The following is a 21689-nucleotide window of genomic DNA, read 5'->3' on the forward strand; positions in this document are numbered from 1 at the left end:
CCCAGCCGCGCCAAATCCGCAAAAAGCGTGTGGCAATTTTTGTCACTTGCTGACTAAAGCAGTAGGAGCGGGCCATGCTCGCGAAGGGTTCGAATGCTTTCGTGGGAACGGGCCATGCCCGTGAAGGAAACCCCACCCATGTGCAATTCGTATTCGTGGATGGCCCACTCCTACGGGGGCCTAGCACACAAAACCCGTGGGAGCGGAACACGCCCGCGAAAAGCCCCCAGCCAAAACCACCCCGCAAACCCCCAGCGCCCCAACTCAGCCGCCAACCCTCAAAGAGTGACCCAGCTCACAACCAGACATTCCCACCCAGCCACCCCTCCTCGCTTGGCACGGATGCTGCTCCTGTCTCGCCAGGTCCAACGACCTCACCAACAAAGGAGCTTTTCAATGAAACTTCTCAAGAAGAAGCAAAAAGGTTTTACCCTGATCGAGCTGATGATTGTAATTGCGATTATCGGCATCCTAGCGGCCATTGCGATTCCGCAGTTCAATGACTATCGTGCCAAGGCCAACGACTCCACTGCCCTCGCCGACGCAAAAAATGGCATCACCGCCATCATCTCCTCGCTGAAGTAAAGGATGCCTGACATGAAAAAAATCGCGATCATTGCAACTTCACTCTTTATGTCGTTCGGCGCACACGCTGCAGACGTGAACCTGACGGAAACCAATGGTGTAATTAGCATACTGAGCTGCTCGCTACTGAACGAAGATGTAAAAATCAACTTGTCAAATAACGTCCAGGGTGGTGTGGCTTGCGTAGATACGGGTGCTGCTAACACTCAGGGCGTAGCTCTGGCGACTTGCCACACTTCGGGTCGCGCCACTTCTCGTACTGTCACATGTGAAGGCGGTTCCGAAGGTTGCTCTTCGACCACACTAGGCACAAGCGGCACTCGGGTTGCAACCGGCCCTGCCATGTCCGCAGCCTCCACTATTGCAGGCACAGTTGAATCTCTCTACCCAAGCGGCAGCTGCACCAGCGAAGCTGCGATCACTACCGCAGGCAGCAAGCTGACTGCTGACCACAACGCTGAATAAAGCCCAGTAGGCGGCTGAAACCAGCGCGGTTACATATCGCCCAACCGGCTACACAAAACCCCGTAATTATTACGGGGTTTTGTTATTTACGGGTTATATCGAGCCAACAACGATGTAGAGGAAAACCGTGATCGGCGGATTGCCCCCGCCCTACGTCCGGCGGCCTTTGGTTGTGACTACGGCGCATTGTGAATAACAACTTATTGCCGCTCATAACCCTGTCGCACGTGGCACATCTTGTGGCACACACATCTTCACTACGTATTATAATTCCAACCCACACGCTTAACCGCTATGGCTAGATAAATTCCCATGCTGTCTTCACCCAATATGTCAACCGGCTTGCGCCTCGCCTTCCGCGCCCGTTTTGCCTGGCTGGCTATGGGCTGCTTGCTGGTGTTGGCCCTTGCAGCCTTTCTATCCGCCCAATTCAGCGGCCGCCAACCCGCTACCGTGGCGCTGGATATCGGCCTCTCGGTGATTCGCCTGTTGTTGCCCCTGGTGCTGGTCTTGATGACCCAGGAGCTGCTGTCCCGCGAATTCGACCGGCGTTATTTCCTTAATACCCTCTCCTACCCACACCCACGGCATGGCTTGTTGCTGGGCCGCTTCGCCGCCGTGGCCAGCCTGACGCTTGGGCTGCTCTTGCTGCTCGCCGGGGCGCTGGCGTTGCTGGCCTGGCTGATCGGCCAGGGTTATGCGCAAGCCACGCCGGTGGCACTGGGCACCCATTATCTAATCACCATCGCCTTTATCGGCCTCGATCTGTTGCTGCTCACTGCCGTCGCCACCCTGCTGGCGGTAGTGGCTTCCACACCCAGCTTCGTCCTGATCGGCACCTTCGGCTTTATGTTGGTGGCGCGCTCCTTCGGTGCCATCGTCGAGCTGCTCACCTACAACAGCGGTGTAGTCAGCGATGCCGAAGGCTACCGCGCCGGTATCGGCCTGCTGGGCTATCTGCTGCCCGACCTGGGCGCGCTGGATGTGCGCATGGTCGCGCTCTACGGCAAGCTGGAGCTGCTGCCCGCCGACTGGCCGTGGCTGGTGTTGTCCAGCCTGACCTATACGGTCGGCCTGCTGGCTCTGGCGGTATGGGCACTCAACCGCAAGCGTTTCGCCTGATATGCGTGCGCGTTCCTCGTTATTCCTTGGCCTTGCGGCATTTGCCCTGTTCGCCGCCATTGCCGGCTGGCGTGCCCAGCAGCCGGTGCAGTTGACACCGCAATTCTTTGCCGACCGCGTGGTCATCCCCGCGCCGCTGCTGGTCGCCCTGCATGGTGGTGACCGCTTCCTCGCCGCCGACCTGGAAACCATGCGCCTGGCCGCCACCGGCCTGGATGATCGTGGCGTGGATACCGGCTACCTGGTCCGCGCCCAGCGCGAAGTGGCCCGCCTCAACCCCTGCCATGAAGACAATTATTATTTCGCCAACGGCCTCCTCACCTGGGGCGGCGCGGTGGAGCAAGGCAACGAGGTGCTCCGTGCCGCCGTCGAATGCCGCTTCTGGGACGAGTTCCCGCCGTTTTTCTACGGCATCAATCTGTCGTTCTTCCAGCGCGACAACGAGGCAGCCGCGCGGGTGCTGGAGATCGGCGCGCAACGCTCAACGGGCAACGCCGCCGCCATGCAACGGTTGGCGATAATGCTGCGCGCCGAGCAGTTCGCCGACGAGCGCCTGGCGCTCAACTACCTGACCCAGCAGCGCGACAGCAGCACCGACCCCAAGCTGAAGGACATGCTCGACAAGCGCGTTATCCGCCTGCAGGGCCTGATTACCCTGCGTGAGGCACAGCGCCACTACGAAGCCGAACATGGTCCGTTGGCAAACCTGGAACAGTTGCTCGCGGCAGGCATCATCGACAGCCTGCCTGACGACCCGCTGCGCCTCGGTTACGAGCTGCGTGACGGAAACATCGAACTGAAGAAACTGAGAATCGCCGGACTGGAGGAACAGCCTTGAGCGCAGCCGTGGAATTCAAGGGCGTCAGCCATACCTACCGGAGCAAGGGCAAGGCGGTCCAGGCGGTACGTGATGTGAGCTTCAGCCTGGGCGAAGGTGAAGTGTTCGGCTTCGTCGGCCCCAATGGCGCGGGCAAGTCCACCACCATCAAGATCATGCTGGACATCATCAACGACTATCAGGGCCAGGTGACACTCTACGGCACCGATGCCCGCCAGGCTGAAGCACGCCGCGGCATGGCCTATGTGCCTGAGGCACCGGCGCTGTACGACCAGTTCACGCCGCTGGAAATTTTGCGCATGGGCCTGTCGATGTACGGCATCCGGCGCAGCGACGCCGATGCCTGGTGCATGCAATGGCTGGATCGCTTCTCCGTGGACGGCAACGGCAAGCGCCGCATGCGTGAACTGTCCAAGGGCAACGCACAACGAGTCGCCCTGGCACATGCCATGGCAGTCGAGCCCAAACTGCTGATCCTCGACGAGCCGCTGTCCGGCCTGGACCCGGTCGGGCGCAAGGACGTAGTGGAGATCCTCAACGACTACAAGAAGCAGGGTGGCGCGATCTTCTTCACCTCACACGTCTTGCATGACGTGGAGCGTATCGCCGACCGCTTCGGTTTTATCAACAAGGGACAACTGGTAACGGTCCGCTCCCCCCGCGAACTGGCCGCCGAACGCGCCGACTGCTTTATCCTGCGCTACCAGGCGGAACAGCCCCTGGGACAAAGCTGCACCGCCCTGCGCCCCGGCGAGTACGAATGCGAACTGCCCCAAGCCGACCTCCCCGCCGCCATCGCCCAACTCGGCAACACCGGCGGCCACCTGCTGACCATCAAACCCGCCGTATCGCTGGAGACCGTCTTTTTTCGCATCCTCGCCGAAGCCCCGAAATAAGAAGCTCTGTACACCATGTTCGGCAAGCCGCACCCTGTCCTCCGTCCTGCCCCATCGTGCAATCCGCGCGGTGATGCGGCCAGACACCCAGGAAGGTGCAAAAGGTATCTGCGGCGCTGCTATGATGAGGCCCTCTCATAAGCGAGTGCCTTGTAATGACTGACTCGGACGTTCGCTGGCTGCAAAGGCTGGCCAACTATGAACGCGCCCTTGGGCAACTGACCCGCGCCGTCGAGCTGGCGCAGGAGCGACCGCTTAGCGAGCTGGAGCGCCAAGGTCTGATTCAGACTTTCGAATTTGTCTTCGAGCTGGCTTGGAATCTGATGAAGGACTACTTCCTTTATCAGGGCAATCCGACCATCACGGGCTCCCGGGATGCCATTCGCACCGCGTTCAAACAGGGGCTGATCTCCGATGGCGAAGGCTGGATGGAGATGATCAAAAGCCGCAATCGAAGCTCGCATACCTATAACGAGTCCGTCGCTAATGAAATCGCCGAGGGCATTCTGGGGTGCTACCAGCAACTATTCGTACAATTTCATCAGCAAATGAAGGGGCTGGCGGCGCAAGCATGAACAGCGAGGAGCGTTTTGGACTACCGCAGTATGCGATCGATAAGCTATCGGGCGTATTTCGCTCCTGCCCACAGGTCAAACGTGTTGTCCTGTATGGGTCACGCGCCAAGGGAACCTATCGCCCAGGGTCGGATATCGACTTGACGATGGAAGGACATAAACTGACCTTTGCCCAATTGCTGGCACTGGAAAACCAGATAGATGAATTGCTGCTGCCCTGGATGGTCGACCTGTCCTTACGAGCAGGTATCGACAATCCGGCCTTGCTCGAACATATCGAGCGTGTCGGCGTCCCATTCTATGAACGTGATTAGCACTATCACGGCATGGCAGATTCGTAGGATGGAATCGCCGCAGGCGCTTCTGTCGGTTACCGAGAACCTACAGATACAGATGTTCAAATCTTCGACTCAAGCCTCAGCACGCCCTGGTCCTCGCGCCAGCTGACCCGTCCGAGAAAGCTCATGCCCAGCAGCGCTTCGGTGGGCGATGAGCCTTCCACCACCACCGCCTCCACGCCCATCACGTCGATGGCGCCGACCTTGACGCTGTTGAGGTGCACCTTCCAGGCCTTTGCCGTGCCGCTGGCGGTGCCGACCACGATCTGCCTGCCATCGACGCGATAGTCGATGCCCAGGCGGCGCGCCTGGTTTTCGTTGATGGCTACCGAAGTCGCGCCGGTATCGACGAGGAATTGCACCGGCTGGCCGTTGATCGAGCCGGCGATCCAGTAATGGCCGCCCTGCCCCTTGGCGATGCTCAGTTGCTTGCGTTCAGGCTCGGCATAACCCGCGCTCAGCTCGCGACTCAAGGGATAGTGACGCTCTGTACCTTCGACGCGCAGCACCGCGCCCTTGCCATCGGCACTGATCACCTGAACACCACCCGGCCCGGTCTGCCCTACCCGCACCAGCTTGCGTTGACCATCGACATTCACAACGGCGGCGCCAGGAAACAGGCCTACCACTTGTACGCGCGGCGCGGCGCTAACAGCAAAGGCAATCAGCGACAGCGTGGCCATCAGCAGGGCAATGAAACGCATTGGTGAGGATTTCCTGAAAAACCGGGCAGAACGGCATTCTTCCATGAGCCATGGGCGGGTTACGGCGACCCGTCGCACAGTCCGACACTCAACCAAACATCAGCACGGTCAGATGCACCAGGCCACAGGCGGCGAAGCCGGCGAGGATGTCGTCGAGCATGATACCGAGGCCGCCGGTCACATTGCGGTCGATCCAGCTCAGCGGCCAGGGCTTGACGATATCCAGCACGCGAAACACGACGAAGCCGAGCAGCAGCCAGTGCCAGCCGGCAGGCACCAGCCAGAAGGTGATCCAGATGCCGGCGAATTCGTCCCAGACGATGCCTTCGTGGTCATGCACGCCCAGATCCTGCGCGACCTTGCCGCACAGCCAGATGCCGAACAGCATGCTGGCGACAATCACCACACCGTAGGCCCAGCCCGGCAGGGTCTGCCACAGCGGCACGAAGGCCAGCGCCAGAAGCGAACCCCAGGTGCCCGGTGCTTTCGGCAGGGTGCCGGAACCGAAACCGAAGGCCAGGTTGTGCCAGGGGTTGCTCCATACCGAAAGCGGCATCGCCTCGGCGGTGGGTTGTAGGGAATCAGTCAATCCGGCTGTCCTCTCCGAATGGCCACTCAGGCCTTGAAATGGTTGTAACCCTGGCGATCAGCGGCGATGGCATTGCCGTCGGCATCCAGCAGGCACACACCCTCACCACGCTCGACACGGCCAATCACCTGCACCGGCCAGCCATCGGCCAGCAGACCCGGCAGTTTCTCCGGCGGCAAAGTGAAGGCAAGCACATAGTCGTCGCCACCGGTCAGGCCGCACTGCAACGCCCGATCCTTCCCAGCCCAACTCACCAGCGCATCCGACAGCGGTACCCGCTGCTGCTCGATGCGAAGTTGCACACCAGAGGCGGCAGCGATATGGCCGCAGTCAGCCAGCAGGCCATCGGAAATATCCAGCGCCGCCGTGGCATTGCCACGCAGGGCCTGGCCCAGCGCCAGTTGCGGCTGTGGCGCCCAGTAGCGCTCGAGCAGTTGCAACGCCTCGGCAGCCCCGCCCTCACGCTCGCCCAGCACCAGCGGCAGTGCACCCGCCGCATCGCCGAGCGCGCCACCGACGCAGAGCAGATCGCCCACGCGGGCGCCGCTGCGCAGCAATGCCTGACCCGCCGGCACGCGACCGAATACGGTCACTGTCATGCTCAGCGGACCGCGCGTGGTATCGCCGCCGATCAGGCGCATGTCGCACGCGGCGGCCATGCTATCCAACCCATGGGCGAACGCCTCCAGCCAGCCGGGTTCGGCTGCGGGCAGGGACAATGCGAGGGTAAAACCGATGGGCGTCGCCCCCATGGCCGCCAGGTCGCTGGTGGCAACCGCCAGCGCACGCTGGCCGAGCAGGCAGGGATCGCAGGGATCGGGAAAATGCACACCGGCGACGAGCGTGTCGGTGGAAACCGCCAGTTGCTCGCCAGCGGGAACGGCGAGCAAGGCACAGTCATCGCCGATGCCCAACACGACATCGCCGCCAGCCCTGGCGCAAGCGGCGGCGGCGAAGTAGTGACGGATCAGCTCGAACTCACCCATCGGGGCTGGATCAGGGCTTGCGGGCGCGGACTTCAGCGCTGCGCAGGCTGGGCGCCAGCTTGTCCAGCACGCCGTTGACGAACTTGTGTCCGTCGGTGGCGCCGAACACCTTGGCCAGCTCGATGCCCTCGTTGATCACCACACGATAGGGCACGTCGATGCGCTGCATCAGCTCGTAGGTGGACAGGCGCAGAATGGCCAGTTCCACCGGGTCGAGCTCGTCCAGCGGGCGGTCGAGATGGGGCACGATGGCGCCATCGACTTCGCCCTTGGCGCGGGCGACGCCGGTCAGCAGTTCGTGGAAATAGGTGCCATCGACGCCGGAGAAATCGTTGTCGACGCGAAACTGCGCCTCGATTTCGTTGAGGCTCTGGCCTGCCATGTGCCACTGGTACAGGGCCTGCATCGCCAGGCTGCGCGCTACACGGCGCGTGGCGATCTTGCCCTTGGCCTTCGGCTGGGGTTCCTGGCTGTCGTCACGATTGAGGCTCACTTGGCCTCCAGCTGCGCCAGCAGGCTTACCATTTCCAGTGCGGACAGTGCAGCCTCGGCACCCTTGTTGCCGGCCTTGGTGCCGGAACGCTCGATGGCCTGCTCGATGGAGTCGACGGTCAGTACGCCGAAGGCCACCGGTACGCCGAATTCCATGGAGACCTGGGCCAGGCCCTTGGTGCATTCGCCTGCGACGTATTCGAAGTGCGGCGTGCCGCCACGAATGACCGCGCCCAGGGCGATGATGGCGTCGTACTCGGCCTGCTGGGCGACCTTCTGTGCCACCAGCGGAATCTCGAAGGCACCCGGCGCACGGATGATGATGATGTCGTCTTCGTTAACACCGTGGCGTACCAGCGCATCGACGGCGCCGCTAACCAGGCTCTCGACGACGAAGCTGTTGAAGCGGCCCACTACCAGGGCGAATTTCCCTTGCGGGGCGATGAAGGTACCTTCGATGGTCTTCAGGGTCATGGAACAGGTCTCGTATAACGTTAAAGAGCTTGGGCGAGCCAGAAACAGGCTAGTCAAAAAAATCTGCAACCCGAGCAAGGTAGCGCGTCACGAGCGCAGGACAGACAAGGCGCAACGACCATCGGGAGTAACAGCCAAAGGCTGGCCCGAAGGGTGAGCGCAGCGAATCAAACAGGCGAGGCGGCGGAGTTTACTGTTGTAAATGAGCAAGCCGAGCCTGTTTTCAACGCAGCATGTCCAAGCGCAGTAGCGCGGTCGTCTTATACAGCGGGCAGGTATTCTACAACTTCCAGGTCAAAGCCGGATATCGCGTTGAACTTCATCGGCGAACTCATCAGGCGCATCTTGCGCACGCCGAGGTCGCGCAGGATCTGCGAACCGGCACCCACCGTGCTGTAGATCGCCGGCGTTGGCGGCACCTGACGATTGAGCTGGGCCAGCAGTTGCGGCCCGGTGAGCGGATTGCCCAGCAGCAGCACCACGCCGCTGCCGGCCTTGGCCACTTCGCCCATGGCCGCACGCAGACTCCAGCGCCCCGGCACGTTGACCAGCAGCAGGTCGCGCAGCGGCTCCATGTTGTGCACGCGCACCAGGGTGGGCTGCTCGGGGCCGATCTCGCCCATGGTCAGCGCCATGTGCACGGTGTCCTCGACGCTGTCGCGGTAGGTCACCAGATTGAACTGGCCCAGCTCGGTGTCCAGCGGCTGTTCGGAGACGCGCTCGATGGTGCGCTCGTGGATCATGCGGTAATGGATCAGGTCAGCGATGGTGCCGATCTTGATGCCATATTGCTCGGCGAAGGCCTCCAGCTCGGGGCGACGGGCCATGGTGCCGTCGTCGTTCATGATCTCGCAGATCACGCCGCTGGCATCGAAGCCGGCCATGCGCGCCAGGTCGCACGCGGCCTCGGTGTGGCCGGCACGGGCCAGCACGCCGCCGGGCTGAGCCATCAGCGGAAAGATGTGGCCGGGGCTGACGATGTCTTCGGCCTTGGCGCCTTTCGCCGCGGCGGCCTGTACGGTACGCGCGCGGTCGGCAGCCGAGATACCGGTGGTCACGCCTTCGGCCGCCTCGATGGAAACGGTGAACTTGGTGCCGAAGCCGGAACCGTTGCGCGCCGCCATCAGCGGCAGTTGCAGGGTTTCGCAGCGCTCGCGGCTCATGGGCATGCAGATCAGGCCACGGGCGAAGCGCGCCATGAAGTTGATGTGCTCGGCCTGGCAGCATTCGGCGGCCATGATCAGGTCGCCTTCGTTCTCGCGATCCTCGTCATCCATGAGGATGACCATCTTGCCGGCGCGGATGTCTTCGAGCAGTTCGTCTACGGTATTGAGTGCCATCGTCGCCATTCCTTAATTCTTCAGGTAGCCGTGTTCGGCCAGAAAACCTTCGCTGATGCCGCCGGATGTCGGCTCGGCTGCCTTGTCGCCCTGCAGCAGGCGCTCCAGGTAACGCGCCAGCAGATCCACTTCGAGATTCACCTGCCGCCCTGGCCGGTAGTCAGCCATGATGGTCTCACTCAGCGTGTGCGGCACTATGGTCAGCTCGAACTCGGCGCCATTGACCGCATTCACCGTCAGGCTGGTGCCATCGACGGTGATCGAGCCCTTGAAGGCGATGTACTTGGCCAACTCGCGCGGCGCGCGGATGCGGAACTGCACGGCGCGGGCGTTTTCCTCGCGCGCGACGATCTCGCCGACGCCATCCACGTGGCCGCTGACCAGGTGCCCGCCGAGGCGGCTGGTAGGCGTCAGGGCCTTTTCCAGATTGACCTTGCTGCCCGCCTTGAGATCGATGAAGGCGGTGCGCGCCAGGGTTTCGCGGCTGACGTCGGCCCAGAAGCCGTTGCCCGGCAGCTCCACCGCCGTCAGACAGACACCGTTGACGGCGATGCTGTCGCCGAGCTTGACGTCGCCCAGATCCAGCTTGCCGGTCTCGACCAGTACCCGCACGTCGCCACCCTTGGGCGTGAGCGCGCGGATGGTGCCGATGGCTTCGATTATTCCTGTGAACATGACGAACTCCTGTTTTGAGAAAAACAGGGCGTTGCAGATCGAAAGGGATGCAGCGCGCGCACGAACGGCGCACGCCAAGGTATCCCGCTCTCTCTCATCCGGACTTACAAGCCAAGGAAGCCTGATTACCGTCGGCCCCGGAATCGCACCGGGTCTGCTGACCTTGTCTGTTACAACCGACAAGCGCTCGCGGGCTAGGCTTTCGCCATTACCGCCGGTGGGGAGTTTCACCCCGCCCTGAGAACGTTGGACCATGTCGCGGCCCGGCGCAGGTTTTACCACAAACGCGCACGATTTGCAGCGAGTACGCCGGTTTGCAGCGACTATGGCGATCAAAGTCAGCCGCTATCGGAGGCGGCGAACGGACGAGAGCTCCCCGCCCAAATACTTCACATTCGGGGCGAAACTACCGTTTCGCTTGCCTGTCCATAGCCCAGCGCATCTGCAGCGATCGGGCGCACACGTCGTTTCAATGACCTGCTTCAAGAGGGAACTTGTATGTCGGGAGTCACGTCCGTGGACGAAACGGTGGTACGTCTCGCCGCCGAGATTGAAGGCAATGGCTTTGCGGTTCTGGAAAACTACCTCCCCGCGGACGCGCTCGAACAGGGCCGTGCCTTCGTCAGCCAGCAGGCGGAACAGCATCAGGGCGAGTACTTCGCGATTCACGGCATCGAGGCGCTGAGCGGCAACCTGCCGGCAAATCTGGCGCTCAGTGCCCCACTGCGGGAGATGCTGAGCGAGCTTTATAAAGTACAGACTGGCCGCGACCCCTCGGCAGAAGAACAGGTGTTTCCGGTCATTCGTTGCCTGCAGGGCAAGAGCGGCCTCAGACAATCGCACTTCTACCATTTCGACGCCACGGCGGTGACTGCCCTGCTGCCGCTGTTCATTCCCACCGAAGGCGATCACTGCGGCGATCTGATCCTCTTTCCCAATCTGCGCCCGGTTCGCTTCAACGCCCTGCGCAACGTCATCGAGAAAGCCGTGATGCACAACGGCGCCAGCCAGAAACTGGTCGCGCTGGCGGTCAGGCGCGGATGGCTGCGACCGATCCGGCTCAAGCTGGTGCCCGGCAACCTCTATCTGTTCTGGGGCTACCGCAGCCTGCATGCCAACGACCAGTGCGACCCGGCGCTGCTGCGCGCCACCGCCCTGCTCCACTTCGGCAACCCTCACCACGACAGCTGGCTCGCGCGCCTGCTGCTAGGCACCAACAAGCGTCGGGCCAAGCTGGATCACAACGGCCTGCGGCCCGCCAGCTGAGTCCACCCGTCGGGTCGGTGAAGCATGACCCGACCAACGACAGCAGGCGCGCCATGTCCCCGTTGCCGTAGGTCGGATTAGCCGAAGGCGTAATCCGACGATCAGAAGGCACCCGACAATCCGTCCCTACACCTCGGCATCTATCGCGTCTGGCCGTCCACCCGTCGGGTCGGTGAAGCGTGACCCGACCTACGACAGCAGGCGCGCCATGCCCCGTTGCCGTAGGTCAGATTAGCCAAAGGCGTAATCCGACGATCAAAAGGCTCCCGACAATCCGCCCCTACACCTCGGCATCTATCGCGTCTGGCCGTCCACCCGTCGGGTCGGTGAAGCATGACCCGACCTACGACACGGGCGCGCCACGATCCGCAAATTGTCGTAGGTCGGATTAGCCGAAGGCGTAATCCGACGATCAAAAGGCTCCCGACAATCCGTCCCTAACGCCTCGGCATCTATCGCGTCTGGCCGTCCACCCGTCGGGTCGGTGAAGCGTGATCCGACCTACAACGGGCGCGCCACGATCCGCCAGTCATCACCGAAGGCACGGATATCCTCGATCCTCAGCGCGCGCGCCTCGCTCATGCGTTCCAGCGGCAGATCGAGCAGGGGCCGCGCCGACGAGCCGAGGAATTTCGCCGCGACGAAGATCTGGTATTCGTCGATCAGCCCCAGTGCGGCGAAGGCGCCGGCCAGACGCGGGCCGGCTTCGAGCAGCACTTCGTTGGCGCCGCGTTCAGCCAGTGTGGCCAGCAGCACGGGCAGGTCTACACGCCCCTGACCGCTCGTCAGCGTCAGCAATTCATGCCCCGCCGCGCGATAGGCCTCGGCGCGCTCGCCCGACGCGGACGCCACCAGCGCCGGCCCAGCCTGAAAGAAGGGCGCATCCAGCGGCACCCGCTGGCGCCCATCGACCAGCACCCGCAGCGGCGGGCGCTGCAACGCCAGAGCCGTCTGCCCGGCATCCAGTCCCAGCTCGGCAGCGCGCACGGTAAGCCGCGCATCATCCATCAGCACCGTATCGGCGCCGGTCAGCACCACGCTGGAATGCGCACGCAGGCGCTGCACCTCGGCGCGCGCCGCCGGCCCGGTAATCCACTGGCTCTCACCGCTGGCCATGGCCGTGCGACCATCGAGGCTCATCGCCAGCTTGGCGCGCAGGAACGGCAAGCCGCTTTCCATGCGTTTGACGAAACCGATGTTCAGCTCTCGCGCCTCGTCCTCCAGTATCCCGCTGGCCACCTCGATACCGGCGCTGCGCAGGCGCTCCAGACCGCGCCCGGCCACCAGTGGATTGGGGTCGCGCATGGCAGCGACCACCCGCGCCACGCCTGCCGTGACCAACGCCTCGGCGCACGGCGGCGTGCGCCCATGATGACTACAAGGCTCCAGCGTGACGTAGGCGGTGGCGCCGCATGCACGCTCGCCGGCCTGGCGCAGGGCATGGACTTCGGCATGGGGCTCGCCGGCGCGCACGTGCCAGCCTTCGCCGATCAGCTCATCATTCTTGACGATGACGCAACCGACACGCGGATTGGGATGGGTGGAATACAGCCCCTGGCGCGCCAGCCGCAGCGCATGGGCCATCCAGGCCTGGTCGGACATGCTCATTCGTGCTTCGCGGGTTCGCGGGACAGGCGCTCGATTTCCTCGCGGAACTCGTTCAGGTCCTGGAAACGGCGATAGACCGAGGCGAAGCGGATGTAGGCGATCTCATCGAGTTTCTGCAGCTCGGCCATCACCAGCTCGCCGACCACCAGCGACTTGATTTCGCGCTCGCCGGTGGCGCGCAGCTGATGCTTGATATGCGCAATGGCCGCTTCCAGCCGCTCGACGCTGACCGGGCGTTTTTCCAGCGCACGCTGCATGCCGGCGCGCAGCTTGTCCTCGTCGAAGGGCTGGCGACTGCCGTCCTGCTTGATCAGCCTGGGCATCACCAGCTCGGCGGTTTCGAAGGTGGTGAAGCGCTCGCCACAGGCCAGGCATTCACGGCGGCGACGGACCTGATCGCCCTCGGCAACCAGGCGCGAGTCGATGACTTTGGTGTCATGTGCAACGCAGAAGGGACAATGCATGAGTTGAGCTGGTCAGACGTGAAAGAGGGTCATGGTAGCGCATCCGACCGGCAAGACAAGCTGGCGGATTTGCTGCTATACAGGCGCCCATTCAACTGTCCCGAGGAGCCGTCCGTGCCGTCACGCCCCCTTGTTTCGTTCGCACTCATGGCGCTGCTCGCAGGCTGTTCGAGCCAGCCAGCCGACGCGCCGAAAGCCACGCAGCCCATCGAGCCAAGCACAGCGTCACCTGCAGAATTTCTGCATGAACTGAGCGGAACGCTGGTCGGCGCCCCCGAAGGCAGCGAAGTGGAACTGGCGCTGCTGGAAGTGGACCGCCGCAACCAGCCCGACAAACTCCTCAGCAACGTCAAGCTGACCGGGCGCGGTAACGCGCTGCCCTTTATCCTGCAGTTCAATCCCGAGGCCTTTCCCAAGAACCAGCGCGTCGAACTGCGCGGTCGCGTGACCCACTCGGGACAACTGATCATGCGTCTGCCGCCACGACAGATTCATAGCGCCTCGGACCAGGCACTCGGCCCCTTGCAACTGGTGCCGGTGCCGTGAGCCCACCCACCAGCCTGCAGTCTGCCCTTGGCGATCTGCTGGGCGACGCCCGCCTCACCAGCGCCACCCTGCCCGGTACCGATATCCGCCTCTGGCTGATCGATCCGGCCAACATGGATCGCGCGTTCAGCCCCGAGGAAACCCGCAGGATTCTCGAAGAGCCGCCCTACTGGAGCTTCTGCTGGGCCAGCGGCCTGGTACTCGCGCGCTGGCTGGCCGAGCGCCCCGAATGGGTTCGCGGCAAGCGCGTGCTGGACTTCGGTGCCGGCTCCGGCGTGGCGGCCATCGCGGCGGCCAGGGCCGGCGCGGTCGAAGTGGTGGCCTGCGACCTCGACCCGCTGGCGTTGCAGGCCTGCCGCGCCAACGCGGCGCTCAACGGGGTGACGCTGGGCTATTCGGAAGATTTCTTCGCCGAGGCCGATCGCTTCGACCTGATCATCGTCGCCGATGTGCTCTACGACCGTGCCAACCTGCCGCTGCTGGATCAGTTTCTCAGCCGTGGCCACGAAGTGCTGGTGGCCGATTCGCGGGTGCGCGACTTCCAGCATCCGCTGTACCGGCGCCTCGACATCCTCGACGCCTGCACCTGGCCGGATCTGGCCGAGCCCGCCGAATTCCGCCATGTCAGCCTGTATCACGCGATACGGCAGAAGTGAAAGCATGAGTGCCGATGACACCCTGCGCCTGTTCTTCGCCCTGCCCTGCCCGCCGGAGCAGGCGGCGGCCATCTGCAACTGGCGCGACCGACAGGCGCTGGGCGGGCGCCCGGTGGCGCTGGAAAACCTGCACCTGACCCTGGCCTTCCTCGGCGCGCAGCCGGCGACACGCCTGGATGCGCTGCGACATCTGGCCGCCGGAGTCACAAGTGACAGCTTCGAGCTGACCTTGAACCGCCTGATCACCCTCGGCAAAGGCTTCGTCTGCCTGGCGCCGAGCGAAGCACCGCCCGCCCTGCTGCAACTGGCTGGCAGTCTTGCCGAGCGCCTGGGCGCGCTGGGCATCGTGCTCGACAGCCGTCCTTACCTGCCGCATATGACGCTGGCGCGCCAGGCCCCCACGCAAGCGCAAGGCGCCGCCGCGACCTTCAGTTGGGAGGCCGAACGCTTCGTGCTCTATCGGTCGCAGAACACCACCAACGGCGTGCGCTATAGCGAGCTGGGCAGTTGGCCACTGCGCTCCGCAGCCGCCCCGGACTAAGGTCGGCTCAGGCCGGCACTTCGATCAGAAAGCGGAACAGCGGACCGTGCTGCTCCACGGCCAGGCAGTTGTAACCCTTGAGCTTGGCGTCCTCGGGAATGCCCTGTACCGATTGCGAGCAGTCGGTCACCACTTCCAGCAACTGCCCCGGCAACATGGTTTCCAGAGTCTCCAGCGTGGCGATGGCGTTGTAGGGGCAGTGTTCGCCCCGCAGATCAAGCGAGAGATTCGGTTTGGGCTGGCTCACGGGCAGCACTCCTCTTGGGTTGGAAACGACGGGCATTGAGATGGACCAGCCACATGGCCAGTGCCAGGCCGGCGAAGCTGAACAGCAGGCCGGTGCCCGGCCCCATGCTTTCCAGCAGATCGATCTTCGGATAGGGCAGCGCCAGCGAGGTGCCCAGCTCGTCCCAGTACACCGCCACCAGCGTACCGCCGATCACGTTGCCGATGCCGACTACCCAGAAATGCACCTGGCCTTCCATCGCCCGGTACATCCAGCCGGTTTCGCAGCCACCGGCCAGGACGATGCCGATCCCGAACAACAGGCCGCCAAGCACCGCATTCGGCCCCATCCAGAAGATCTTCGCATCGGCCCCCAGCATGATGGCGCCGAAGGTGCCGACGCAGGCCACGGCCATGCCCAGCAGGATGCCGTAGGCGATCTGGGTACGCCCCGTGGTCCAGAGATCACGCGCGGCGCTGGTGAAGCAGATCTGTGCACGCTCGATCAGGCCACCGAACACCACGCCGAACAGCACCGCCATGCCCAGCGCGATCGACACGCCGAAACGCCAGGCGGCGAATGCCACGGCGATGACCGCCACCGCCACGCCCAGGCGCACCTGCAGGCGGTTGCGCTTTTCCCGCGCCTGCGCATCGGCGAACAGCGAACTGGCCTGGCTCCCTACCTTCAGCGGTACGCGCAGGAACGGCAGCAGACATATCTTCACCCCGACCCAGGCGCCGCCGACCGTCGCCAGCATGAACGCCCAGGCGTGCAGGGAAAACATCGGAATGCCGGTGAAGAACGCCGCCAGGTTGCAACCCATGGCCAGACGGGCGCCGAAACCGGCGATGATCCCGCCGATCAGCCCCTGCGCCAGGCGGCGCTTGCTGGTGGGCCAGCGCAGGCTGACGTTGTTCGCCCAGAGCGCCGTGCACAGCGCGCCGAGCAACATGCCGATGATCATCACGCCATCGATGCGATCCAGCGGCGTGCCCTGCAGGCCGATCAGTTTGAAATAGCTCCACTCCTGCGGCTGGAACCCGAACCAGGCCAGCACGTGCCCACCCCAGCGGGTGAACTCGCCGGTCACGGCCCAGAAGGTCCCGGTGATTGCGAAGTAGTAGGCGGAAGCGACACCCAGCGCGACGAGCGCGGGCAAAGGCGACCAGAAGCGCACGAGATAGCGCGCCCGGAAATCGGACAGAGCGGACATCATTGACTCCTTTTGCGCGACTGCAATCGCCGCACCGAGAAAAGGTGGCGCGGATTCTAGCCGTCTACGGCGCACTTTGCGCGGATAATCCACCGACGCGCAGAAGCTCGGTCCTTGCTTCCCGTGGCACCCGCCCCCACTTAACATGCATACCTTCACACGCGCCCATTCGAGAACCCTGATGAGCCAGACTCCCTTCATCTACGACGTCACCGCCAGCAACTTCGAGCAACTGGTGCTGGAGAACTCCTTTCACAAGCCGGTACTGGTGGATTTCTGGGCCGAGTGGTGCGCGCCGTGCAAGGCGCTGATGCCGCTGCTGGCGAAGATCACCGAGGAGTACCAGGGCGAGCTGCTGCTGGCCAAGGTCAACTGCGATATCGAACAGGAAGTGGTCGCCCGCTTCGGCGTGCGCAGCCTGCCCACCGTGGTGCTGTTCAAGGACGGCCAGCCGGTGGACGGTTTCGCTGGCGCACAGCCCGAGTCTGCCATCCGCGCCCTGCTCGAACCCCACGTCCAGCTACCGGCCACGCCTGAGGCGGACCTGCTGGCCAGCGCCCAGGCACTGTTCGCCGAGGGCCGCATCGGCGAGGCGGAAAACCTGCTCAAGCAGCTGCTCACCGACGACAACGAAAACGCCGCGGCGCTGATTCTCTATGCCCGCTGCCTGGCCGAACGTGGCGAACTGGGCGAGGCCGAGACGGTACTGGGCGCGGTCAAGGGCGACGAGCACAAGCAGGCGCTGGCCGCCGCACGCGCGCAGTTGACCTTCCTGCGCCAGGCCAGCGGCCTGCCGGAAGTCGCCGACCTCAAGAGTCGCCTGGCGCAGAACGGCGAGGATGACGAGGCGACCTACCAGCTCGCCATCCAGCAACTGGCGCGCCAGCAGTACGAAACCGCGCTGGATGCCCTGCTCAGGCTCTTCGTGCGCAACCGCAGCTACGCCGACGGCTTGCCGCACAAGACGCTGCTGCAGGTATTCGAGCTGCTGGGCAACGACCACCCGCTGGTCACCACCTACCGCCGCAAGCTGTATCAGGCGATTTACTGAGGCAGGCTGCTCGTCGGATTACGCCTTCGGCTAATCCGACCTACAACGGTGGTAATTCGCCATCACACAAGGCCAAATCAGACCGTAGCCTGGATTAGCCGAAGGCGTAATCCGGGTTTCTCCGAAGGCCTAATCCGACGCCAGGTCCGACCTGCTCTACCCAGCCAGCATCCGTCGCAGCTCCAGGCAATCGCGGGCATGCAGATCCGTCAACTCAGGCCAGAGATTGTCCGGCAGGTTGACCAGCACCCCCCTGGCGCCAGCCGCCTTGGCACAGGCCAGATCGAAGTGGTAGTCGCCGACCATCACCAGCGTCTGCGGCGCGACCTGCCACCTGTCCGCCAGATGCAGCAGACCACCGGGGTCCGGCTTGGGCGGCGCTTCGTCGCGACCGAGAATGTCCTCGCTGGCGAAGCAGTCGCCCATGCCCACGGCCTGCAAGGTCACCAGCGCCAGCTCATGGGCGTTGCGCGTCAGCACGCCGAGGCGGCAACCGCGATCACGCAGTTCGTGCAGCAACTCCAGTGCACCCGGTGCGGGCCGCGCGGCATGGGCCAGTTCGCGCTCGTGCTCCATCAGCCAGGCGCGCTTGGCCGCAGCCTCATCAGCCGGCAATGCGGCGAAGTGATGGAGGATGTCGTCTTCCGGTGGAATATCCAGTGCGCGCTTGATCGCCAGAAAGTCATGCACGGCGATGGTCAGGGTGCCGTCCATGTCGAACACCCAGTGGCGCGCAGCGGCCAGGGTCATTTCCAGTCCTCGCGTACGCGGATCAGGCCTTCCTGGGCCACCGAGGCAACCAGCTGACCGGCACGGTTGAAGATGCTGCCACGGGCGAAACCACGCGCATTGCCGGCCCAGGGGCTGTCCATGGCGTACAGCAACCAGTCGTCGGTGCGTACTTCGTGGTGGAACCAGATGGCGTGATCGAGGCTCGCCAGCTGGATGAACTTGTTCCAGAAGGAAACGCCGTGGGGCTGCAGCGCGGTGCTGACGAAGTTGAAATCCGAAGCGTAGGCCATCAGGTATTTGTGTACCGCTGGATTGTCCGGCAGCGTGCCGGCAGCCCGGAACCACACATGACGGACCGGCTCCATCGGCTGCGGGTTGCACGGGTCCAACAGGGTCACCGGGCGAATCTCGATGGGCTTGGGCCGACGCAGCTTTTCAATCACCCCCTGGGGCAGCACGTTCTCCAGCTTGTGCAGCAATTCCCCCTCGCTGGGCAGATTGTCCGGGCCGGGCACGTCGGGCATCGGCAACTGGTGCTCGTAGCCGGTTTCGTCCGCCTGGAACGAAGCGCTGCAGGTGAAGATGGTCTGCCCCTTCTGGATCGCGCTGACGCGGCGCGTGGTGAAGCTGCCGCCGTCGCGCACCCGATCGACGTCATACACCACCGGCAGGTGGGAATCGCCGGGGCGCAGGAAGTAGCCATGAATCGAATGCACATGCCGCTCCGGCACCACCGTCTGGCTCGCCGCCGACAACGCCTGGCCGATCACCTGGCCGCCGAACAGCTGCGGAAAGCCCAGGTCCTGGCTGTTGCCACGGAACAGGTTTTCCTCGATGCGCTCCAGCGACAGCAGGCTCACCAGGGTATCGAGTGTCTCGGTCATGCAAATTTCCTTTCAGGCAGGGCCATTTCAGGCAAAGGCGAAGATTTTACGGTTTAAACCGAACAGGCTCCAGCTGACCAACCAGACGGTGCCTGCCGCGCCTTGAGCGTGTCGCGATCAAGCCGGCATACTGCCGCCGTTTGCGGGCTGCCGAGGCAGTCGCAGTGCAACGAATGACTTCAGGCGCCAATCGATGCCCTTGCCATTGGTATTCCACGACGACTACAGCCCGCCGCTGCCACCGGGTCACCGCTTCCCGATGGAGAAATTCCGCCTGCTGCGCGACCACCTGGTCGATAGCGGTTTGACCACCGATGCGCAGATTCTGCGCCCCGAACTGTGCGCAGCCGACGTGCTTGCGCTGGCTCATGACCACGCCTATATCGAGCGCTACTGCAGCGGCGACATGGGCCGTGAAGAACTGCGCCGCCTGGGCCTGCCCTGGAGCCCGCAGCTGGCGCAGCGCACCGTGCGCGCCGTGGGTGGCTCACTGCTGGCCGCCGACCTTGCCCTCGAACATGGCCTGGCCTGCCACCTGGCCGGTGGCACCCACCACGCCCACTACGACCACGCCTCGGGCTTCTGCATCTTCAATGACCTGGCGATCATCGCTCTTTCGCTGCTGGAAAGCGGCCGCGTTGGTCGCGTGCTGATCTTCGACTGCGACGTCCATCAGGGCGACGGCACCGCACGCATCCTCGAACAGGTTCCGGACGCGGTAACCGTGTCGCTGCATTGCGAGAAGAATTTCCCCTTGCGCAAGGCCCGCAGTGACTGGGATATAGAGCTGGCGGCGGGCATGGGCGATCAGGAATACCTCAAGGTGGTGAACGACACGCTGAACTACCTGTTGCCCCTGTACCAGCCGGACCTGGTGCTCTACGACGCAGGCGTCGATGTTCACCGCGACGACACGCTGGGCCTGCTCGATCTCAGCGACGACGGCCTGGCGCTGCGCGACAGCGCCGTGATCGACCATTGCCTGGGCCGTGACATCCCGGTGGTCGGCGTGATCGGCGGCGGCTACGACAAGGATCGCGCCCTGCTCGCCCGCCGCCATGCGCAGCTGCACTTCAGCGCAGCCAGAGCCTGGAGCCGGCACGGATTGCGCTGACCACAGCGCCCACAATGACCCGCTCCGGCGCAGTCGCTACAATGCCCGCCCTTCGCAACTGTCCGGCTGCCGTCATGACCCAAGCTGCTACTCGCATCGCCATCATCGGCGGCGGCCCCGCCGGGCTCATGGCCGCCGAAGTGCTGAGCCAGGCCGGCAGCGCGGTCGATCTCTACGATGCCATGCCCTCGGTCGGGCGCAAGTTCCTGCTGGCCGGCGTCGGCGGCATGAACATCACCCACGCCGAGGACTTTCCCGCCTTCGTCGGTCGCTATCGCCAGCGCGCCGATCATTTGCGTCCGTTGCTGGACGCCTTCGGCCCGGATGCGCTGCGCGAATGGATTCACGGCCTGGGCATCGATACCTTCATCGGCAGCTCCGGTCGCGTCTTTCCCACCGACATGAAGGCCGCGCCCTTGCTGCGCGCCTGGCTCAAGCGCCTGCGCGAGGCCGGCGTGCAGATTCATACCCGCCAGCGCTGGCTGGGCTGGAGCGAAGACGGTCAATTACTCATCGCGGGAGCGGAAGGCGAATCACGGCTCAGCCCGACTGCCACCCTGCTCGCCCTGGGCGGCGGCAGCTGGGCGCGGCTGGGTTCCGATGGCGCCTGGGTGCCGCTGCTGCAGGCTCGTGGCGTCGGCATCGCGCCGCTGCAACCGGCCAACTGCGGCTTCGAGGTGGAAGGCTGGAGCGAGCATCTGAAAGAGCGCTTCGCCGGCGCGCCGCTGAAGACCGTCAGCCTGGCCTTGCCCGGCGAAACCCCGCGCAGGGGCGAATTCGTCCTTACCGCGACTGGCATCGAAGGCAGCCTGGTCTATGCGCTGTCCGCTGAAATCCGCGAACGCATCAGTGCCAGCGGCGCGGCAACGGTATTGCTCGACCTGCTGCCGGATCGCTCGCAGCAGCAGATCGCCGCCGCCCTGACCAAACCGCGCGGCTCGCAATCGATGGCCAAACACCTGCATCGGCAACTGAAGCTCGACGGCGTCAAGGCCGCACTGCTACGCGAACTGACCGCTGCCGAGACCTTCCAGGCCCTGCAAGCGCTTGCCGCCGCCATCAAGGCCTTGCCGATCACACTGGTTCGCCCGCGCCCGCTGGATGAAGCCATCAGCAGCGCCGGCGGCGTGCCCTTCGAGGCACTGGACGAAAACCTGATGCTGCGCCAGCTGCCCGGCGTGTTCTGCGCAGGCGAGATGCTCGACTGGGAAGCGCCCACCGGCGGCTACCTGCTGACCGCCTGCTTCGCCACTGGTCGTGCTGCCGCCGAAGGGATGCTGCGCTGGCTGGGGCCGCGATAACGAGC

At 64.0% G+C, this 21689-nt stretch carries 27 protein-coding genes and 1 riboswitch; of the genes, 14 read left to right on the forward strand and 13 right to left on the reverse strand.

Annotation, left to right across the window (positions count from 1 at the left end):
• The first annotated feature begins 396 nt into the window (after positions 1-396).
• From ACYCFC_RS13285 to ACYCFC_RS13315, 7 genes are all read left to right on the forward strand, one after another.
• Entirely contained in the window at positions 397-585 is a 189-nt protein-coding gene (locus tag ACYCFC_RS13285; protein ID WP_459651874.1) for a prepilin-type N-terminal cleavage/methylation domain-containing protein, read from the forward strand.
• A gap of 12 nt (positions 586-597) precedes the next feature.
• Positions 598-1050, forward strand: a complete 453-nt coding sequence (locus ACYCFC_RS13290) for a hypothetical protein (RefSeq protein ID WP_459651875.1) — start codon at positions 598-600, stop codon at positions 1048-1050.
• A 312-nt stretch (positions 1051-1362) separates the two neighbouring features.
• Positions 1363-2172, forward strand: a complete 810-nt coding sequence (locus ACYCFC_RS13295) for an ABC transporter permease (protein ID WP_459651876.1) — start codon at positions 1363-1365, stop codon at positions 2170-2172.
• 1 nt (position 2173) lies between these two features.
• Positions 2174-3010, forward strand: coding sequence for a hypothetical protein (locus tag ACYCFC_RS13300; RefSeq protein ID WP_459651877.1), 837 nt, complete (start codon positions 2174-2176; stop codon positions 3008-3010).
• A complete protein-coding gene (locus ACYCFC_RS13305; RefSeq protein ID WP_459651878.1) occupies positions 3007-3906 on the forward strand; it encodes an ABC transporter ATP-binding protein in 900 nt (299 codons plus the stop codon). Before ACYCFC_RS13300 ends, ACYCFC_RS13305 begins: the two co-directional genes overlap by 4 nt.
• A 155-nt stretch (positions 3907-4061) precedes the next feature.
• On the forward strand, positions 4062-4481 hold the full coding sequence (locus ACYCFC_RS13310) for a nucleotidyltransferase substrate binding protein (protein ID WP_459651879.1): 420 nt from the start codon (positions 4062-4064) through the stop codon (positions 4479-4481).
• On the forward strand, positions 4478-4795 hold the full coding sequence (locus ACYCFC_RS13315) for a nucleotidyltransferase family protein (protein ID WP_181082987.1): 318 nt from the start codon (positions 4478-4480) through the stop codon (positions 4793-4795). Before ACYCFC_RS13310 ends, ACYCFC_RS13315 begins: the two co-directional genes overlap by 4 nt.
• An 83-nt stretch (positions 4796-4878) precedes the next feature.
• Here the strand turns inward: ACYCFC_RS13315 and ACYCFC_RS13320 are convergent, their stop codons facing one another.
• The 7 genes from ACYCFC_RS13320 to ACYCFC_RS13350 all read right to left on the reverse strand — a co-directional run bounded on the left by ACYCFC_RS13320 (position 4879) and on the right by ACYCFC_RS13350 (position 10079).
• Complete coding sequence (locus ACYCFC_RS13320; protein ID WP_459651880.1) at positions 4879-5523, reverse strand: retropepsin-like aspartic protease family protein; 645 nt, start codon at positions 5521-5523, stop codon at positions 4879-4881.
• Between the two features lie 88 nt (positions 5524-5611).
• Complete coding sequence (locus ACYCFC_RS13325) at positions 5612-6112, reverse strand: phosphatidylglycerophosphatase A family protein (protein ID WP_459651881.1); 501 nt, start codon at positions 6110-6112, stop codon at positions 5612-5614.
• Positions 6113-6138: 26 nt separating this feature from the next.
• Positions 6139-7098 (reverse strand): thiamine-phosphate kinase, encoded by a 960-nt coding sequence (gene thiL, locus ACYCFC_RS13330; RefSeq protein WP_459651882.1) that lies wholly within the window; start codon positions 7096-7098, stop codon positions 6139-6141.
• Positions 7099-7108: 10 nt separating this feature from the next.
• Positions 7109-7591: a transcription antitermination factor NusB gene (gene nusB, locus ACYCFC_RS13335; RefSeq protein WP_181082984.1), complete on the reverse strand. Its 483-nt coding sequence runs from the start codon at positions 7589-7591 to the stop codon at positions 7109-7111.
• Positions 7588-8064 (reverse strand): 6,7-dimethyl-8-ribityllumazine synthase, encoded by a 477-nt coding sequence (ribH, locus tag ACYCFC_RS13340; RefSeq protein WP_181082983.1) that lies wholly within the window; start codon positions 8062-8064, stop codon positions 7588-7590. The genes nusB and ribH overlap by 4 nt, the downstream gene beginning before the upstream one ends.
• A 260-nt stretch (positions 8065-8324) precedes the next feature.
• Complete coding sequence (ribBA, locus tag ACYCFC_RS13345) at positions 8325-9404, reverse strand: bifunctional 3,4-dihydroxy-2-butanone-4-phosphate synthase/GTP cyclohydrolase II (protein ID WP_181082982.1); 1080 nt, start codon at positions 9402-9404, stop codon at positions 8325-8327.
• Between the two features lie 12 nt (positions 9405-9416).
• Positions 9417-10079 carry a riboflavin synthase gene (locus ACYCFC_RS13350; protein ID WP_181082981.1) on the reverse strand — a complete coding sequence of 221 codons (663 nt, stop codon included), beginning with the start codon at positions 10077-10079 and terminating at the stop codon, positions 9417-9419.
• 82 nt (positions 10080-10161) lie between these two features.
• Positions 10162-10328, reverse strand: a riboswitch (FMN riboswitch).
• Positions 10329-10577: 249 nt separating this feature from the next.
• On the opposite strand from ACYCFC_RS13350, the gene ACYCFC_RS13355 reads away from it, so the two are divergent.
• On the forward strand, positions 10578-11345 hold the full coding sequence (locus ACYCFC_RS13355; protein ID WP_181082980.1) for a hypothetical protein: 768 nt from the start codon (positions 10578-10580) through the stop codon (positions 11343-11345).
• Between the two features lie 501 nt (positions 11346-11846).
• Here the strand turns inward: ACYCFC_RS13355 and ribD are convergent.
• Entirely contained in the window at positions 11847-12953 is a 1107-nt protein-coding gene (gene ribD / locus ACYCFC_RS13360) for a bifunctional diaminohydroxyphosphoribosylaminopyrimidine deaminase/5-amino-6-(5-phosphoribosylamino)uracil reductase RibD (protein ID WP_459651883.1), read from the reverse strand.
• Complete coding sequence (gene nrdR, locus ACYCFC_RS13365) at positions 12950-13417, reverse strand: transcriptional regulator NrdR (RefSeq protein WP_014854041.1); 468 nt, start codon at positions 13415-13417, stop codon at positions 12950-12952. The genes ribD and nrdR overlap by 4 nt, the downstream gene beginning before the upstream one ends.
• A gap of 114 nt (positions 13418-13531) precedes the next feature.
• Here nrdR and ACYCFC_RS13370 point away from each other — a divergent pair, with 114 nt between their 5' ends.
• The 3 genes from ACYCFC_RS13370 to thpR are packed head-to-tail and all read left to right on the forward strand — an operon-like array spanning position 13532 to position 15160.
• Complete coding sequence (locus ACYCFC_RS13370) at positions 13532-13963, forward strand: YbaY family lipoprotein (protein WP_459651884.1); 432 nt, start codon at positions 13532-13534, stop codon at positions 13961-13963.
• Positions 13960-14619, forward strand: coding sequence for a class I SAM-dependent methyltransferase (locus tag ACYCFC_RS13375; protein WP_459651885.1), 660 nt, complete (start codon positions 13960-13962; stop codon positions 14617-14619). Before ACYCFC_RS13370 ends, ACYCFC_RS13375 begins: the two co-directional genes overlap by 4 nt.
• A 4-nt stretch (positions 14620-14623) precedes the next feature.
• Positions 14624-15160, forward strand: a complete 537-nt coding sequence (gene thpR / locus ACYCFC_RS13380) for an RNA 2',3'-cyclic phosphodiesterase (protein ID WP_459651886.1) — start codon at positions 14624-14626, stop codon at positions 15158-15160.
• Positions 15161-15167: 7 nt separating this feature from the next.
• Here thpR and yedF read toward each other — a convergent pair whose 3' ends face one another.
• Both yedF and yedE read right to left on the reverse strand, forming a co-directional pair.
• Positions 15168-15407: a sulfurtransferase-like selenium metabolism protein YedF gene (yedF, locus tag ACYCFC_RS13385; protein WP_014854046.1), complete on the reverse strand. Its 240-nt coding sequence runs from the start codon at positions 15405-15407 to the stop codon at positions 15168-15170.
• Positions 15376-16602 (reverse strand): selenium metabolism membrane protein YedE/FdhT, encoded by a 1227-nt coding sequence (yedE, locus tag ACYCFC_RS13390; protein ID WP_459651887.1) that lies wholly within the window; start codon positions 16600-16602, stop codon positions 15376-15378. The genes yedF and yedE overlap by 32 nt, the downstream gene beginning before the upstream one ends.
• A gap of 181 nt (positions 16603-16783) precedes the next feature.
• Here yedE and trxA point away from each other — a divergent pair, with 181 nt between their 5' ends.
• Positions 16784-17653, forward strand: a complete 870-nt coding sequence (gene trxA, locus ACYCFC_RS13395) for a thioredoxin (protein ID WP_459651888.1) — start codon at positions 16784-16786, stop codon at positions 17651-17653.
• Positions 17654-17809: 156 nt separating this feature from the next.
• Here the strand turns inward: trxA and ACYCFC_RS13400 are convergent, their stop codons facing one another.
• A complete protein-coding gene (locus ACYCFC_RS13400; RefSeq protein ID WP_459651889.1) occupies positions 17810-18403 on the reverse strand; it encodes an HAD family hydrolase in 594 nt (197 codons plus the stop codon).
• A complete protein-coding gene (gene tesB / locus ACYCFC_RS13405) occupies positions 18400-19269 on the reverse strand; it encodes an acyl-CoA thioesterase II (protein WP_459651890.1) in 870 nt (289 codons plus the stop codon). Before tesB ends, ACYCFC_RS13400 begins: the two co-directional genes overlap by 4 nt.
• Positions 19270-19462: 193 nt before the next feature.
• Here tesB and ACYCFC_RS13410 point away from each other — a divergent pair, with 193 nt between their 5' ends.
• Positions 19463-20383, forward strand: coding sequence for a histone deacetylase family protein (locus ACYCFC_RS13410; protein WP_459651891.1), 921 nt, complete (start codon positions 19463-19465; stop codon positions 20381-20383).
• 41 nt (positions 20384-20424) lie between these two features.
• Positions 20425-21684, forward strand: coding sequence for a TIGR03862 family flavoprotein (locus ACYCFC_RS13415; RefSeq protein ID WP_459651892.1), 1260 nt, complete (start codon positions 20425-20427; stop codon positions 21682-21684).
• The last annotated feature ends 5 nt before the right edge of the window (positions 21685-21689 follow it).

The sequence above is a fragment of the Stutzerimonas sp. NM35 genome, assembly GCF_054604355.1.